Raw genomic sequence first — 14,276 nt, forward strand, 5'->3', positions numbered from 1 at the left:
TAACTTTGGCCATGCTAGAAAAAATCATTATTCTCGATTTTGGTTCCCAATACACACAGCTAATTGCCCGCAGGGTACGCGAATTAAATGTGTATTGCGAAATTCATCCATTCAACAACATTCCTGAGATCTCACCTGATGTTAAAGGTATCATCTTTTCAGGAAGTCCATATTCAGTTCGTCAGGAAGATGCTCCTCAGATAGACTTAACCAAATTCCACCTTAAATTTCCGGTTTTGGGAGTTTGTTATGGTGCGCAATATATGGCTCAACAATTAGGAGGTGAAGTTCAGGCCTCTTCGACACGTGAATACGGCAGGGCTAACCTGAATTTCGTTGCTAGCGGAAATAAATTATTTAAAAATATCAACCTGGATTCTCAGGTATGGATGTCTCATGGAGATACTATCACTAAAATCCCTGAAAATTTTGAACTGATTGCAAGTACAGACAGCGTAAAAGTTGCGGCTTATCAGATCAAAGATACCGAAACTTATGCCATTCAGTTCCACCCTGAGGTGACCCATAGTACCGATGGAAAGCAGCTTTTAGAAAACTTCCTCGTAGACATCTGCGGATGTAGCCAGGAATGGACTTCAGAGGCTTTTGTAGAGACTACAATTGCAGATTTACAAGCAAAATTAGGTAATGATAAAGTTGTTCTGGCGCTTTCAGGAGGAGTAGACTCCAGTGTTGCTGCCATCCTTTTACATAAAGCAATCGGCAAGAACCTTCATTGTATTTTTGTTGACAACGGTTTGCTTCGTAAAGATGAATATGAAGGCGTATTAGAACAATATAAACACCTTGGTTTAAACATCAAGGGAGTGGATGCTAAAGAACGTTTCCTGAGCCAGCTTGCCGGTGTTACGGATCCTGAATTGAAACGTAAGGCGATCGGTCGTGTATTTATCGAAGTTTTTGACGATGAAGCACACCAGGTACAAGATGTAAAATGGCTTGCACAAGGAACAATTTATCCTGATGTAATTGAGTCTATCTCTGTAAACGGTCCATCAGCAACCATCAAATCTCATCATAACGTAGGTGGCTTACCCGACTTCATGAAGCTGCAGGTAGTAGAACCACTGAATACTTTGTTTAAAGACGAAGTGAGAAGGGTAGGTACTTCATTAGGATTAGAGCATTTCATTATCGGTCGTCACCCTTTCCCGGGACCAGGTTTAGCAATCAGGATCCTTGGCGAAGTGACTCCGGAGAAAGTAGCGATCTTACAGGAAGCGGATGCCATTTATATTAACAATTTAAAAGAAGCAGGTTTATACGATAAAGTATGGCAGGCAGGCGCCATCTTCCTTCCGGTACAATCCGTAGGAGTAATGGGTGATGAGCGTACTTACGAGAATGCCATTTGCCTTCGTGCAGTAGAATCTGTAGATGGAATGACCGCAGATTGGTGTCATTTACCGTACAATGTACTCGCCAAAATTTCTAATGAAATTATTAACAAAGTAAAAGGAATAAACCGCGTTGTATATGATATCAGCTCAAAACCCCCAGCTACAATTGAGTGGGAATAAATATTGGCTGATCCTTTGTATTGGCTTGTTGTTTTCGGCATGTTCGCCGAAAACACGGCCCAATACAGATAAAAAACCTGATACTCCCACCAAAGAAAAAGAAGTAGAAAAACCGGTAGAACGCTTTAGCGAAGCCAATATTTCCCTGCTTATCCCTTTTCGTTTAAACGAAATTAAGTTAAAGACAGCGACCAAAGCCGAAGTAGAGAAATCTGCTATGGCCATCGATTTTTATCAGGGCTTTAAGCTCGGGATAGACTCTGCAGCATCTTTAGGTCTGAACTTTAAAGTAAACGTTTACGATACCCGTGATAACAACACTCAATTGGAAGGGTTGATCAATAATGGTGGTTTGCTATCCAGTAACCTAATTATTGGCCCGGTATTTCCACAAGGAGTAAAGTATATCACCGCATATTCTATTGCTAAAAATATTCCTGTGGTATCTCCTTTGGCTGCCTCACATCCTGAAGAGTTTTCCAATCCTAATCTGATCTCTATCGTCAATAATATTGATTTGCATGCAGAGAAGATTGGAAATTATATCACTAAAAATTATAATCCGGACAATACAGTGATTGTGCTCATCAATCCAAAGACGGCCAGCGATGAAATTATGGCTGCGCCCTTGCGTCAGTATTTCCATTATAATAAAAAGGTCTATCTGATGCAGGAATATCCTTCAGTATTCAGTTTCGAAACTAAAATGGCGAAGAATAAACAATACGTGGTGATTGTGACTTCTTCCGACCGTAAGTTCGTGGTGCCTACGCTGGATAGGCTGGTAAAGGTCAAAAACAAAGGATTTAATGTAAACCTGTTTGGTCATCCGGACTGGGTAAAACAAAATTATAATATCGACAGGCTTCAGGCTTTAAATACCAGCATTACTTCTTCTTACAAAGTCGATTACCAAAATGGGGAAACGATCACCTTTATTAAGAAATACCGGACTAAATTCAATTTTGAACCCGGTGAATATTCTTTTAAAGGCTTTGATATTGGTTTCTATTTTGGTAAATTGTTTGCAGAACATGGAGCTAATTACCTGAAATATCTGACGAAAGAAAGATATAAGGGGTTGCATAATTCCTTCACGTTCTATCATAATGAGAAACTGGGCTATATCAATACCAGTTTAATGCTTTTACGATATAAGAATTTTGCGCTAAACGTTATAGAATGAGAATAGAACACCAAATCAGGGCATTTGAACAGATCTTTAAAAACTATGATGGCTTATTGCCTTTGCATCGTTTTTTGTTTATCTATTTCAAGCAGAATAAAAAAATGGGCTCTTCAGACAGAAGGTGGTCCAGTCGCTATATCTATAGCTTTTTTAGGCTGGGAAAAGCCCTGATTAAGGAGCAGCAGGTTGTTCGCCTTGCGGTAGCCGATTTCTTATGTAATACGACGCCTAGCCTTGTGGTAGAAACCCATTTGCCTGCTTTAGCAGCACAGATGGAACAGCCGGTAAAAACGAAACTGGAATTGGTACAACAGGCATTTGCTGATTTTAAATTGGCGGATGTCTTTTCTTTTCATCAAAACCTTTCAGCAGCAGTAGAGAAGGAAGATTTCTTTGTATCCTTCTTTACACAACCAGACTTGTTTTTAAGAATTACTACTGGTCATTTAAAACCACTTCTGGAAGCCTTGAAAGAACATGAAGTGCCCGTTCAGGAGCTGAGTGAAACTACACTGGTCCTGCCGAATGGCACAAAGCTGGAAAATGTATTCCCCAACCAGAAGTTCTATCAGGTGCAGGACCTTTCTTCTCAAAAGACAGGAATGTTCTTTGAACCCAAAACCTGGGATTACTGGTGGGATTGCTGTGCTGCCTCAGGCGGTAAATCCCTGCTTCTACACGATCTTGAGCCTAGCGTTCAGTTATTGGTGAGCGATGTCAGAGAAAACAGCTTAAACAACCTCGATGATCGTTTTCACGAAGCGGGAATTAAAAAGTATCAAAAGAAAGTACTGGACCTGTTGCAAAACAACGATCCGGATTTACATCATTATGAATTTGATGGGATTATTCTGGATGCGCCTTGCTCTGGTTCAGGAACCTGGGGACGTACACCAGAAATGTTGTATTTCTTCGATGAACATAAAATCAGCCATTATACCAGGTTGCAAAAGGCCATTGCAACGAATGTTGTGAAATACCTGAAGCCGGGTAAACCGCTCATCTACATCACCTGTTCTGTTTTTAAGCAGGAGAATGAGGAGGTAGTCGGCTATCTGGAAGAAAACCTTTCGCTGAAACTGGAAAAAATGGAAGTAATCAAAGGCTATCAAGACAAAGCAGATACTATGTTTGTAGCCCGTTTGATAAAGGTTTAGTGCTTTTGCGTACTAAACCAATGCCTGATCTTTTCCTTTGCATGCCTTAGGGCTTCAAAAAAAATGGCTAAAGCGCCAATGATGAAGGTAAATTGCTCGAAGTTGTTCATCTTCTTATATTGGTTTCTTCCTATAAGACGCTCCTGAACAAGATATGTTACAGCCCGGTATTGTTACGGAAGAGTTTGATGGCAATCGCAAGTAGGATGATTCCAAACGCCTTTCTTAATACGTTCAGTCCGGACTTTCCGAATAGTCTTTCCAGTCTGTTTGTATTCTTCAATACAAAGTACACAAAGCTCATATTGATCAGGATGCCCACAATAATATTTTGTGTGGCATATTCTGTTTTTAACGATAACAGGGTGGTCATTGTTCCTGCACCTGCAATTAAAGGAAAGGCGAGTGGTACAATGGATACGGTTTCGGGAACCTCTTCTTTAAAAATGGTTAAACCAAGTATCATCTCCATTGCAATAAAGAAAATCACAAAAGAACCTGCAATGGCGAAAGATTCAACATCAAGGCCAATGACTTTTAACAGGGTTTCTCCCGCAAAAAGGAAGATAATCATCAGTACTGTTGCTACTATGGTTGCTTTCTCAGACTGAATATGACCGGCTTTTTTTCTGAGTTCTATCACCACAGGGATGGAGCCCAGGATATCGATGATGGCAAAAATAACCATCGAACACGACAAGATTTGACTGAAATTGAATTCCATAGCAGTTAATTTATGCAGCAAAGGTAATTTAAATTGTAATAAAAATGAGACAGTTTTGCTGTTGAATGCAGAATATAGAGAAACAACAAGGCCTGATGTTAGGATTAACATCAGGCCTTGTAACGTCATAAGGAATCGAAATCCTTTTAAACGGTGCTTAGTTTATCTTGGCTTTCACGTTTTTAGACGTAGAAAGACGATAGGCGTATAATAGTAAATGTACCGCAGCATAAACCAGAGAGAAATAATACAAACCTGTATCTGTTCCATCCGTGATGCTATGGTGAATAAAGGCAACAGCAACCAATAATGCAGCTAAAGCAAGTCCGATTAAGGAAACTACTTTATTACTTCTTGCCAGTGTAACCGGGTTATTGTCAGATAACAGACTGTTTTTGATACCATAGAACAGGTAAACATCCATACCAAGGATCATCCATACCAATAAACGAACCCAGGTATCTAAAGGAAGGAATACCATCATTCCTAAACATACCACTACACCTAAGATCGGGATTAGTGGTACCAATGGCACTTTAAATGCTCTTGGTAGATCTGGCATGCGTTTTCTAAGGATCACAATTCCGATACATACCAGGATAAATGCAAGTAGGGTACCGATACTGGTCATCTCACCAACTACTCCTGCCGGAACAAATGCTGCAAATAAACTCACGAACACCATGAAAAGTAAATTGCTTTTCACAGGAGTGCTGAATTTAGGATGAACGCTGGAGAACACTTTAGGTAGTAAACCATCTTTACTCATCGAGAAGAATACCCTTGATTGTCCCAGTAACATCACCAGAATTACAGAAGCATAACCACCCAAAATCGCAAGGATAATCAATTTGTTTAACCATGGGAATGCAGGCGTCACTACACCGGCCGCATCTTTAGCACCCATATTATCGATCGCAACAGCAACCGGTGCAATACCATCCTGACCTTTAAACAAGTCGTAGTTGGCAACACCCGTCATCACGTGTGCAAATAAGATATAAAGAACGGTACATACAAACAGGGAAACGAGAATCCCGATAGGCATATCTTTCTTTGGATTCTTGGCTTCCTGAGCTGCAGTAGAAACCGCATCAAAACCAATATAAGCAAAGAACACAATACCGGCGGCTCGAATGACACCTCCCCATCCGTTGGTAAAGAAGCTCTCATGACCTGGCTTATCTGCAGGAATAAAATATGGAGAATAGTTGTCTGCATTGATGTATTTCCAACCTAAGAAGATAAATATGAATACGATAACTACCTTAATCGCCACAATCAAACCATTGATGAAAGCAGACTCCTGAGTACCTCTCATCAATACCAATGACATCAGGCAGATGATAAACACCGCTGGAAGGTTGAACATTCCATGAACGGTTGTTCCATCAAGCAATTGTGCTGTTTCAAAAGGCGACATGGTCACTTCCGCAGGGAGGTGGACGTCATAATAAGCGAGAAACTTAACAAGATACCGGCTCCAGCTAATAGAAACCGTGGCCGCACCAAGTGCATATTCCAAAACTAAATCCCAACCAATAATCCAGGCAACTAATTCGCCCATGGTGGCATAAGAATAGGTGTAAGCACTTCCTGCAACAGGTATCATGGAAGCAAACTCTGCATAGCATAAACCTGCAAATCCGCAACCAATTGCTGCAATGATAAAGGAAATGGTGATGGCCGGGCCGGCATTATTGGCTGCTGCAGAACCGGTGATGGAAAATAGTCCAGCACCAATAATGGCTCCAATACCCAAAGCTACCAGGTTAACGGGGCCAAGGGTCCGCTTCAGGGTACCCTCTCCGCTCTCAGCAGCTTCTTTTGTAAGTAAGTCGATTGACTTTCTAAAATTCATAGTTCAAGGTTTAGTATTAGTTTTCTATAGTCTTTTGGTTTGTAATCTGATTGTCAAACCTAAATAAAATATGTTTAAAAATAAAAGGGATTCTTATTCAAAATCCCTTTTAGCAGTAACAATTATAATATTATCGCTTGACGGTCAAGGTGTCAATGGTATTTTTTACCGTATCCATTGTTTCTTTTCCCAGAGAATCGACCCTTTTGATGACCCTGATCTCTTTTTTTATCTCCTGTTTTGTTTCCGTCATCACTCCAACAGCAATGTAGGGAGCGATCACCAGGGAAACGATAGACATCAGTTTGATCAGGATATTCATCGATGGACCTGAAGTATCTTTGAAGGGATCACCTACGGTATCACCAGTCACTGAGGCTTTATGTGGTTCCGATTTTTTATAGAACATTTCTCCATTGATCTCTACACCTTTTTCAAATGATTTTTTTGCATTGTCCCAGGCACCACCGGCATTACTCTGGAAAATCCCCATCAATACACCTGATACGGTAACGCCGGCAAGGAGACCACCTAAGATCTCCGCTGAACTTACATGAGGAAATACGCCTTTAAGGCCAAATCCAACAATGATCGGAACCAGTAAAGCAATTGCACCTGGTAACATCATTTCGCGGATAGAGGCTTCTGTAGAGATGGCCACACATTTCTCGTATTCTGGTTTCGCTTTGTATTCCATAATTCCAGGAATCTCGCGGAACTGACGACGAACCTCCTGAACCATATCCATCGCAGCCTTACCAACAGCAGCAATACATAAAGCAGAGAAAATAAAAGGAATCATTGCCCCTACAAATAAGCCCGCCAAAACAGGGGCCTTATAAATATCGATCGCATCAATTCCCGCAACGCCAACAAAGGCCGCAAATAAAGCCAGTGAGGTTAGGGCTGCAGAAGCAATGGCAAAACCCTTGCCCGTCGCTGCTGTAGTGTTTCCTACCGCATCTAAATTGTCTGTACGTTCACGAACTTCTGGTGGAAGCTGACTCATTTCGGCAATTCCGCCTGCATTATCTGCAATAGGACCGAAAGCGTCAATGGCCAGTTGCATCGCTGTCGTGGCCATCATTCCTGCTGCGGCAATGGCTACACCATATAAACCTGCAAAGGAATAAGAAAAGATAATTCCGGCTGCCAGTACCAGAATTGGTGCAACTGTAGATTTCATCCCTACAGATAAACCACCAATGATATTTGTCGCATGACCGGTTCCTGATTGCTGAATGATCGAATTCACAGGGCCTTTGCCCATAGCAGTATAATATTCTGTAATGATACTCATCAAAGTACCAACGATTAAACCGATGATGATGGCAAAAAATACATCCAGGCTGGTAAAGCTAACCCCACGTAAATGCAAATGAGGAGGAAGCATGAACATAACAATAAAGTAAGAAGCTACAGCAGTAAGCACGATAGAACTCCAGTTTCCTAAGTTCAGGGCAGTTTGTACATTGGAATCTTCTCCTTTAATGCGGACAAACCAGGTTCCTACGATGGAGAACAAAATTCCCAGGCCGCAAATTACCATCGGTAGCAATACCGGTGAGAAACCATTCAGGTTATCTACCGCTATGCCATTTAATTTATCTACCACGATCTCTTGTCCCAGTACCATAGTCGCGAGTATCGTTGCTACATAAGAACCGAATAAATCGGCGCCCATTCCAGCCACATCACCCACATTATCACCTACGTTATCGGCAATTGTTGCCGGATTTCTTACGTCATCTTCCGGAATTCCGGCTTCTACTTTACCTACCAGATCGGCACCCACATCGGCTGCTTTAGTATAAATACCTCCACCAACACGGGCAAATAAGGCGATAGATTCTGCACCCAGGGAGAAACCTGTCAGTACCTCTATCGCAGTTTTCATTTCCGTACTGTTGGCTTCTACGACATTAAATACCTGCATGAAGACAATAAACAAACCTCCTAATCCCAAGATCGCCAGTCCCGCTACACCCAGTCCCATTACCGTTCCTCCCGTGAAGGAAACTTTTAAGGCTTTGGATAAACTCGTTCTTGCAGCCTGAGTGGTACGTACGTTGGCTTTTGTAGCAGCTTTCATCCCGATATATCCTGCAGTAGCAGAAAATACAGCACCAATCACAAAGGCTATGGCAATGATCCAGCTGGAATGTAATTCCACTCCGTTGACTTCATGGACGGTTCCGGAATAGGCAAGTAAAGCGGCGGTAAAAACCACAAAAATGCTCAATACTTTCCACTCTGCTTTTAAAAAGGCCATCGCCCCATCGGCAATATAGCCGGCCAACTCTTGCATTTTTGCATCACCGGGATCCTGCTTGTTTACCCAGGCACTTTTAATAGCCATCACGATAATGCCAATTAATCCCAGGACGGGAATAAAATAGATTAGATTGTTTTGTAAAAACTCCATACTTAATTTCTGTTTATTTGGTTCTTTATTTGGTTTTCGCGGTTTAGGGCGGCCCCTTCATAATCATGAGTGGTTAGAGCGCTGATTATTAAAGGTAGAGCAACGTAAAAATAAGGGTGTTCTTTTAAAAAGCAAATTTTTAATGGATTGATTGTTAAGCTTTTTTCGAGAAATATTAATTTAATATTCCGAATGCCGATCGGGGCAATCTGATTTTAATTATTTTAAATATATTAGCACAAACTAACCAAACAAAATGAAACCATCAAATTGAACGGCAATTAATTGTACGGATCAGTGCTGACAGGATAGTTTCATTTTGAAAAACCAAAACCGGGTCTATGAATGTTTCAGGCATTGCAGGAACCACAAATGCAACAATTGAAATATTCAGGGCTGAAAACTAAAACAAACTAAATGGAAAAAGAAAATCAAGATGGCTCTTTCAAAAGAGAACTTGGGTTATTAGATGGTACAATGCTGGTCGTAGGTTCTATGATCGGTTCCGGAATCTTTATTGTCAGCGCCGATATTACCCGGCAGGTAGGATCGGCAGGTTGGTTGACTTTAATCTGGGTCATCACCGGACTGGTTACGGTAATCGCTGCGGTGAGTTATGGGGAGCTGAGTGCCATGTTTCCTAAAGCAGGTGGTCAATATGTATACCTGAAAGAATCTTATAATAAGCTCATCGCTTTTCTATATGGATGGAGCTTTTTTGCGGTCATTCAAACCGGAACCATCGCCGCGGTAGGTGTGGCGTTCTCTAAATTTGCCGCTTATCTTTATGAACCTCTGAGTGAAACGAACATCCTTTGGCAGCTGAAGATCGGTACGGATGCCGCCGGAGCACCGGAGTTTTTCTCTTTAAGTGCAGCACAAATTGTGTCTATCCTGACCATTATCCTGCTCAGCTATATCAATAGTCGTGGTGTGAAAGACAGCAAGACCTTACAGACTTTTCTAACCATTATCAAAATATTATCCCTTTTTGGCTTGATCATATTTGGCTTTACCCTGGGTGCCAAATCAGAAATATGGAATGCCAACTGGGCAGATGCATGGAGTACCAGATCTTTTAATGTCGAAAGCGGCTCCTGGATGACTGTCGGAGGTTCTGTACTTTTCGCAGCGGTTTCCGCTTCCCTTGTGGGCTCTTTATTTTCCAGTGATGCCTGGAATGGCGTCACATTCATTGCCGGGGAAATCAAGAAACCGGAACGTAACGTAGGGCTTAGCCTGTTCCTTGGAACTTTCATCGTAAGTGTAATCTATATCCTTGCCAACTTAATGTACATCGCGGTGATCCCCTTAAATGATATTGCTACAGCAAAGTCCGACCGGGTTGCGGTAGTTGCTGCCCAGCATATTTTCGGAAATGCGGGAACGATTATTATCGCAGTCATGATCATGATCTCTACTTTCGCCTGTAATAACGGATTGATCATGGCAGGGGCAAGGGTATATTACACCATGGCAAAGGATGGCCTTTTCTTTAAGAAAGCGGCTAATCTAAACAAAGCAAGTGTTCCGGCCTGGGCCTTATGGATTCAGTGTTTCTGGGCATCGGCCTTATGCCTTACCGGTAAATATGGTGCTTTACTGGATTTTGTGATGATCATTGTAATGATATTCTACATCCTGACCATTGTCGGAATTTTTATCCTGAGAAAGAAAATGCCGAATGCCGTACGTCCGTACAAAGCTTTCGGATACCCAATATTGCCATTGTTATACATCATCTTTGCAACCATATTCTGTGTGTCTTTGTTGATCACCAGAATCAGCACCTGCGGCTGGGGTGTCGTGATCATGCTGGCCGGAATCCCTGTTTACTATCTGACAAAACAAAAGGAACCGGATACTGCTAACACAAATTAGTTTAAATAGAATGGTGATGCGGCTGTAAATTGATTATTTTTGGACAAGAAAAAAAACTATGGAAGAGGATGTAATCCTGAAGATCAGTTACCGGATAAAAGAAATAAGAAAAGAAAGAGGCATCACCATTCAGGAATTGGCGGATCGGGCTGGTGTAAGTAAAGGCTTGATTTCACAAATTGAAAACAACCGTACCGTGCCTTCGCTGATGGTTTTGATAGACATCATTAAGTCGTTGGATGTCGACTTGAACCAGTTTTTTAAAGACATCTCTGCGAGTTCCAACAAAGCCCCTGTGGTGGTGAAAAGAAAGGCAGAATACGAATCCTTTGAAAAGGAGCAGGCATTGGGATTTTTATACCAGCGGATTCTGACCAAGTCGATAAAGAATTCTACAGTAGATATTGTCTTGCTGGAGCTGGAACCTGATGCAACCAGACCAATGGTAACGACCGAAGCTTTTGAGTATAAATATATCCTGGCCGGAAATATCAAATACATCTTTGACGACCAGGAGATCGAGTTATCAGCAGGAGATTCCCTTCTTTTTGATGGACGCCTGTCTCATACGCCAAGGAATATAGGAAAAGATAAAGCAATGATGCTGATCATTTATTTCTTTGAAGAAACCAGAGCGTAATTATTTCTTATTGACCCAACGGATGGCTACCGCTGACATTTTTTCCAGCTCAAGTCTGGTTTCAGGAAGGATAATGAATTCATTTTTAAGGTAAAAACCTAACGGGGACCGGTAGTATTCTCCGTTTTCTTTCAGGTCTTTGTTATGATCGATCACCCAGCCATTCAGTTCGGCTGTGTGTTTCTTCATCTCGTCCAACAGACGACGGCCATGGCCTTGTCCATGTAAATTGCTGTCTATTACAACGGCAAACCAGGGTTGGTTATTCCTGGTAAACCTTAAAGCCCAGCCCACCACTTCTTCGGAGGGGCTTGTGAGCAGATGGTATTCCACATCAGCAAGGCCACTCAGGTAATCATCCAGGTCGTTTAGCTCCCCATGTTTCAATTTCGCCGGATATTCTTGATTCCACAGGTCGTGGATCGCTTTCTTTTGAACCGGATTAATTGTGCTGGACTGAATGATTTTCATTTCCTGTTTATTGAAGGTACATCGCCGTATAAATAACAAGCGCTGTAATGACCACTAAGATCAGAATGTTCAGCCTATGGGCGAAATTTAGGGTATAACCCATTGATCTTTCGCGTTTAGGTACGATTAGTCTCGAATCACCGGGATTCCAATAAATGATGCCTACTTTATAATTGACAATATTGTCTACAGGGTCTATATCCATCGTTAAAAAAATTACTCCTCACCAGAACTCTTATAAAAATATAATTATTAGTCAATTTAAGAAAGATTGTGAAAGAAACAATACGAAATGTAAGAATTCCTAATTCGAAACCGGACTTAGGTAATTAAATGGATCGATATTTCGATCTGCTTAATTCTAACTCGATTTAGTAGCAGTTTTTTCTGATGAGTATTTTGACAATGACTGAAGACTATTTCGCACTTTTCTTTTTATTGGTGACTACTTTCTTCGCATCTTTTGCAGAAGTTGCATTTTCCGGTTCAGCGCCCTTTGCCTTCTTTGTGCCTTCACTGATCTCTTTTTGTTCGGTTCTGTTTCTTTGACTTTTCATAACGATAGTATTTAATTGATCTGAAGTGTAAACAACCCAGGAACAAATAAGTTTAACGCGGGTACCCCTACCACCGCTGAAAACAAAATATCCGCTGGTTTGTAGTATAGAAAAGTTCAATACCAAAAAAACGACACTCATGGAAAAAATGATTCAGGCCTTATTCAATTCTGAAGTTGAGGCATTCAAAGGACTACAGGCATTACAGGAACTTCACCGTACAAAAGATGTTTCTGTAGGAGAAACTTATGTTTTGACCCGGGATGGAGATGGAAAAGTAAATATCCGTTCGGCCAAAAATGAATCAGAAGGGACGGCAGTAATTGGTGGAGGATTGATCGGCGGACTGGTTGGCCTTTTAGCCGGACCATTGGGCTTTATAGTCGGACTGGCAGGAGGGATGATTGCCGGCTCCGCAGGAGAAACACTAAAGGCTGAAGGGGTGTCGGATTATCTGGATCAGGTTTCTGCAAATATACCTAACGGGAAGTCGGTTCTGATTGCCCATGTCTGGGAGAATTGGGAAACCCCTGTAGATACGGTATTGTTACCTCTTAGCACAGATCTGAAGCGGTTTAGTCTGGAAGAAAAGGTTTTTGTGCCTGCAAAGACAGAGCTCGACAAGCTAAATGCTGACATTAAAATGGCGGAAATCAGTGTCGCATCTGCATCTGCTCCGGAAAAACAAGATTGGGTAATTACGCTTGCCGATCTGAATGCCAAAAGGGAAGTCCTTGAAAATAAACTGAAAATCCATACGGATCACCAGGAACAACAATATCAGATCTGGGTGGATGAACACCCTTCTGCCGATGAAACGCATGATGCAGAAAGACGTCGATACCTGGAAAACAGAATTAATGAGCAAAAGGCCCGTTTGGATCAGTTAAAGAAAAACAGATAAGCTATACCGCTATTTCTGCCTGCTTTGGTTTCTCGATGTTCATGAGCACCACTGCAGCCAGAATTAGCGTAATTCCCAGCCATTGGAACACGTTAACAGGTTCCTTTAAGAGGAGGTGCGCCATCATTACAGATACCGGAATTTCTACTGCGGCAATAATGGTCCCTAATCCCACTCCGGTAAGCGGCATTCCCATTGTAAATAGAAGTGGGGGTAATATGGTGCCAAATAAAGAAAGTACAATCGCCCATCGCCAAAAGATACTAAAGCCGAAATCTGCATTTAAAGAAGAATGGAAAATACATAAAATGATGATCAATCCGCCCAGAACAAGGTACAGACTTCTCTTGATTGAAGGTAAATGCAGGGCGATTCCATTGGAGGCATACACTGCTACCGTATAGGCCATTGCGGCCAGCATACCCCAGCCAATTCCACGCCAGTCTATGCTAATTTCTGCGCCCCAAAGATTGGTCGCCAGCACAGTTCCCGCCAGAATGATCAGCACGGCAATAATCTTTCGTGCTCCGGGAAGTTTCTTATGCATGATCATTTCCATAATGACGCCCATCCATACCGTTTGCATTAACAAAACAATACCCACGCTTACGGGAATATACTGTACAGACAGGTAATAACAAACACTGGTTAGCCCCATCGAGGTTCCGGCCACCATTAGTTTGGTAATGCTTTTCCATTTGGGAGCTGTATCTATAGCCTGGGGCTTGTTTCCAGAAAACAGGCTCAAAAGTAACAAGCCGATTACGCCTAAAGTGAATTGAGAAATGGTGACTTCAGCGGTGGTGTAATGTTCTTTATAGGCCATCTTTACAAACGTGGCCAGCATGCCATAACTGGAAGATCCCAGGGCAACCAGAATACTGCCTTTGATAATATTGTTTTTCATTCGTCTGCAAAGAAAGGTC

Annotated in this window: 13 protein-coding genes; 6 read left to right on the top strand and 7 right to left on the bottom strand. The window is 41.8% G+C overall.

Annotated features, from left to right (window positions below; translation table 11 throughout):
• Nucleotides 1–11 precede the first annotated feature (11 nt).
• From guaA to BLQ87_RS28435, 3 genes are read left to right on the top strand one after another with little or no spacing between them, the layout of a single operon-like run.
• The gene (guaA, locus tag BLQ87_RS28425; protein WP_074612289.1) at nucleotides 12–1,541 is read left to right on the top strand and encodes a glutamine-hydrolyzing GMP synthase; all 1,530 of its coding nucleotides are present in this window, start codon (nucleotides 12–14) and stop codon (nucleotides 1,539–1,541) included.
• Nucleotides 1,498–2,727, top strand: a complete 1,230-nt coding sequence (locus BLQ87_RS28430; protein WP_074612290.1) for an ABC transporter substrate-binding protein — start codon at nucleotides 1,498–1,500, stop codon at nucleotides 2,725–2,727. The genes guaA and BLQ87_RS28430 overlap by 44 nt, the downstream gene beginning before the upstream one ends.
• Entirely contained in the window at nucleotides 2,724–3,887 is a 1,164-nt protein-coding gene (locus BLQ87_RS28435) for an RsmB/NOP family class I SAM-dependent RNA methyltransferase (RefSeq protein ID WP_074612291.1), read from the top strand. Before BLQ87_RS28430 ends, BLQ87_RS28435 begins: the two co-directional genes overlap by 4 nt.
• 157 nt (nucleotides 3,888–4,044) lie before the next feature.
• Here BLQ87_RS28435 and BLQ87_RS28440 read toward each other — a convergent pair whose 3' ends face one another.
• The 3 genes from BLQ87_RS28440 to BLQ87_RS28450 form a co-directional block, all read right to left on the bottom strand.
• Entirely contained in the window at nucleotides 4,045–4,611 is a 567-nt protein-coding gene (locus BLQ87_RS28440) for a MarC family protein (RefSeq protein ID WP_074612401.1), read from the bottom strand.
• 157 nt (nucleotides 4,612–4,768) lie between these two features.
• Nucleotides 4,769–6,472 (bottom strand): amino acid permease, encoded by a 1,704-nt coding sequence (locus BLQ87_RS28445; RefSeq protein WP_074612292.1) that lies wholly within the window; start codon nucleotides 6,470–6,472, stop codon nucleotides 4,769–4,771.
• Between the two features lie 130 nt (nucleotides 6,473–6,602).
• Entirely contained in the window at nucleotides 6,603–8,897 is a 2,295-nt protein-coding gene (locus BLQ87_RS28450) for a sodium-translocating pyrophosphatase (RefSeq protein ID WP_074612293.1), read from the bottom strand.
• Between the two features lie 417 nt (nucleotides 8,898–9,314).
• On the opposite strand from BLQ87_RS28450, the gene BLQ87_RS28455 reads away from it, so the two are divergent.
• Nucleotides 9,315–10,778 (top strand): APC family permease, encoded by a 1,464-nt coding sequence (locus tag BLQ87_RS28455; RefSeq protein ID WP_074612294.1) that lies wholly within the window; start codon nucleotides 9,315–9,317, stop codon nucleotides 10,776–10,778.
• A gap of 58 nt (nucleotides 10,779–10,836) precedes the next feature.
• Complete coding sequence (locus tag BLQ87_RS28460) at nucleotides 10,837–11,418, top strand: helix-turn-helix domain-containing protein (RefSeq protein ID WP_074612295.1); 582 nt, start codon at nucleotides 10,837–10,839, stop codon at nucleotides 11,416–11,418.
• Here the strand turns inward: BLQ87_RS28460 and BLQ87_RS28465 are convergent, their stop codons facing one another.
• The 3 genes from BLQ87_RS28465 to BLQ87_RS33910 form a co-directional block, all read right to left on the bottom strand.
• Nucleotides 11,419–11,889: a GNAT family N-acetyltransferase gene (locus BLQ87_RS28465; RefSeq protein WP_074612296.1), complete on the bottom strand. Its 471-nt coding sequence runs from the start codon at nucleotides 11,887–11,889 to the stop codon at nucleotides 11,419–11,421.
• 7 nt (nucleotides 11,890–11,896) lie between these two features.
• The gene (locus BLQ87_RS28470; RefSeq protein ID WP_074612297.1) at nucleotides 11,897–12,094 is read right to left on the bottom strand and encodes a DUF5808 domain-containing protein; all 198 of its coding nucleotides are present in this window, start codon (nucleotides 12,092–12,094) and stop codon (nucleotides 11,897–11,899) included.
• Between the two features lie 211 nt (nucleotides 12,095–12,305).
• Entirely contained in the window at nucleotides 12,306–12,446 is a 141-nt protein-coding gene (locus BLQ87_RS33910; protein WP_172664983.1) for a hypothetical protein, read from the bottom strand.
• Nucleotides 12,447–12,585: 139 nt separating this feature from the next.
• On the opposite strand from BLQ87_RS33910, the gene BLQ87_RS28480 reads away from it, so the two are divergent.
• A complete protein-coding gene (locus BLQ87_RS28480) occupies nucleotides 12,586–13,350 on the top strand; it encodes a DUF1269 domain-containing protein (RefSeq protein WP_074612299.1) in 765 nt (254 codons plus the stop codon).
• 1 nt (nucleotide 13,351) lies between these two features.
• Here BLQ87_RS28480 and BLQ87_RS28485 read toward each other — a convergent pair whose 3' ends face one another.
• Nucleotides 13,352–14,257 carry a DMT family transporter gene (locus BLQ87_RS28485; RefSeq protein ID WP_074612300.1) on the bottom strand — a complete coding sequence of 302 codons (906 nt, stop codon included), beginning with the start codon at nucleotides 14,255–14,257 and terminating at the stop codon, nucleotides 13,352–13,354.
• Nucleotides 14,258–14,276 lie beyond the last annotated feature (19 nt).

Source organism: Pedobacter steynii (genome assembly GCF_900103665.1).
GTDB classification, from domain to species: Bacteria; Bacteroidota; Bacteroidia; order Sphingobacteriales; family Sphingobacteriaceae; genus Pedobacter; species Pedobacter steynii.

Excerpts from the sequence above, each read along its gene's own strand:
- guaA (WP_074612289.1), top strand. The coding sequence starts at position 12 with ATGCTAGAAAAAATCATTATTCTCGATTTTGGTTCCCAATACACACAG.
- BLQ87_RS28430 (WP_074612290.1), top strand. The coding sequence starts at position 1,498 with ATGATATCAGCTCAAAACCCCCAGCTACAATTGAGTGGGAATAAATAT.
- BLQ87_RS28435 (WP_074612291.1), top strand. The coding sequence starts at position 2,724 with ATGAGAATAGAACACCAAATCAGGGCATTTGAACAGATCTTTAAAAAC.
- BLQ87_RS28440 (WP_074612401.1), bottom strand. The coding sequence starts at position 4,611 with ATGGAATTCAATTTCAGTCAAATCTTGTCGTGTTCGATGGTTATTTTT.
- BLQ87_RS28445 (WP_074612292.1), bottom strand. The coding sequence starts at position 6,472 with ATGAATTTTAGAAAGTCAATCGACTTACTTACAAAAGAAGCTGCTGAG.
- BLQ87_RS28450 (WP_074612293.1), bottom strand. The coding sequence starts at position 8,897 with ATGGAGTTTTTACAAAACAATCTAATCTATTTTATTCCCGTCCTGGGA.
- BLQ87_RS28455 (WP_074612294.1), top strand. The coding sequence starts at position 9,315 with ATGGAAAAAGAAAATCAAGATGGCTCTTTCAAAAGAGAACTTGGGTTA.
- BLQ87_RS28460 (WP_074612295.1), top strand. The coding sequence starts at position 10,837 with ATGGAAGAGGATGTAATCCTGAAGATCAGTTACCGGATAAAAGAAATA.
- BLQ87_RS28465 (WP_074612296.1), bottom strand. The coding sequence starts at position 11,889 with ATGAAAATCATTCAGTCCAGCACAATTAATCCGGTTCAAAAGAAAGCG.
- BLQ87_RS28470 (WP_074612297.1), bottom strand. The coding sequence starts at position 12,094 with ATGGATATAGACCCTGTAGACAATATTGTCAATTATAAAGTAGGCATC.
- BLQ87_RS33910 (WP_172664983.1), bottom strand. The coding sequence starts at position 12,446 with ATGAAAAGTCAAAGAAACAGAACCGAACAAAAAGAGATCAGTGAAGGC.
- BLQ87_RS28480 (WP_074612299.1), top strand. The coding sequence starts at position 12,586 with ATGGAAAAAATGATTCAGGCCTTATTCAATTCTGAAGTTGAGGCATTC.
- BLQ87_RS28485 (WP_074612300.1), bottom strand. The coding sequence starts at position 14,257 with ATGAAAAACAATATTATCAAAGGCAGTATTCTGGTTGCCCTGGGATCT.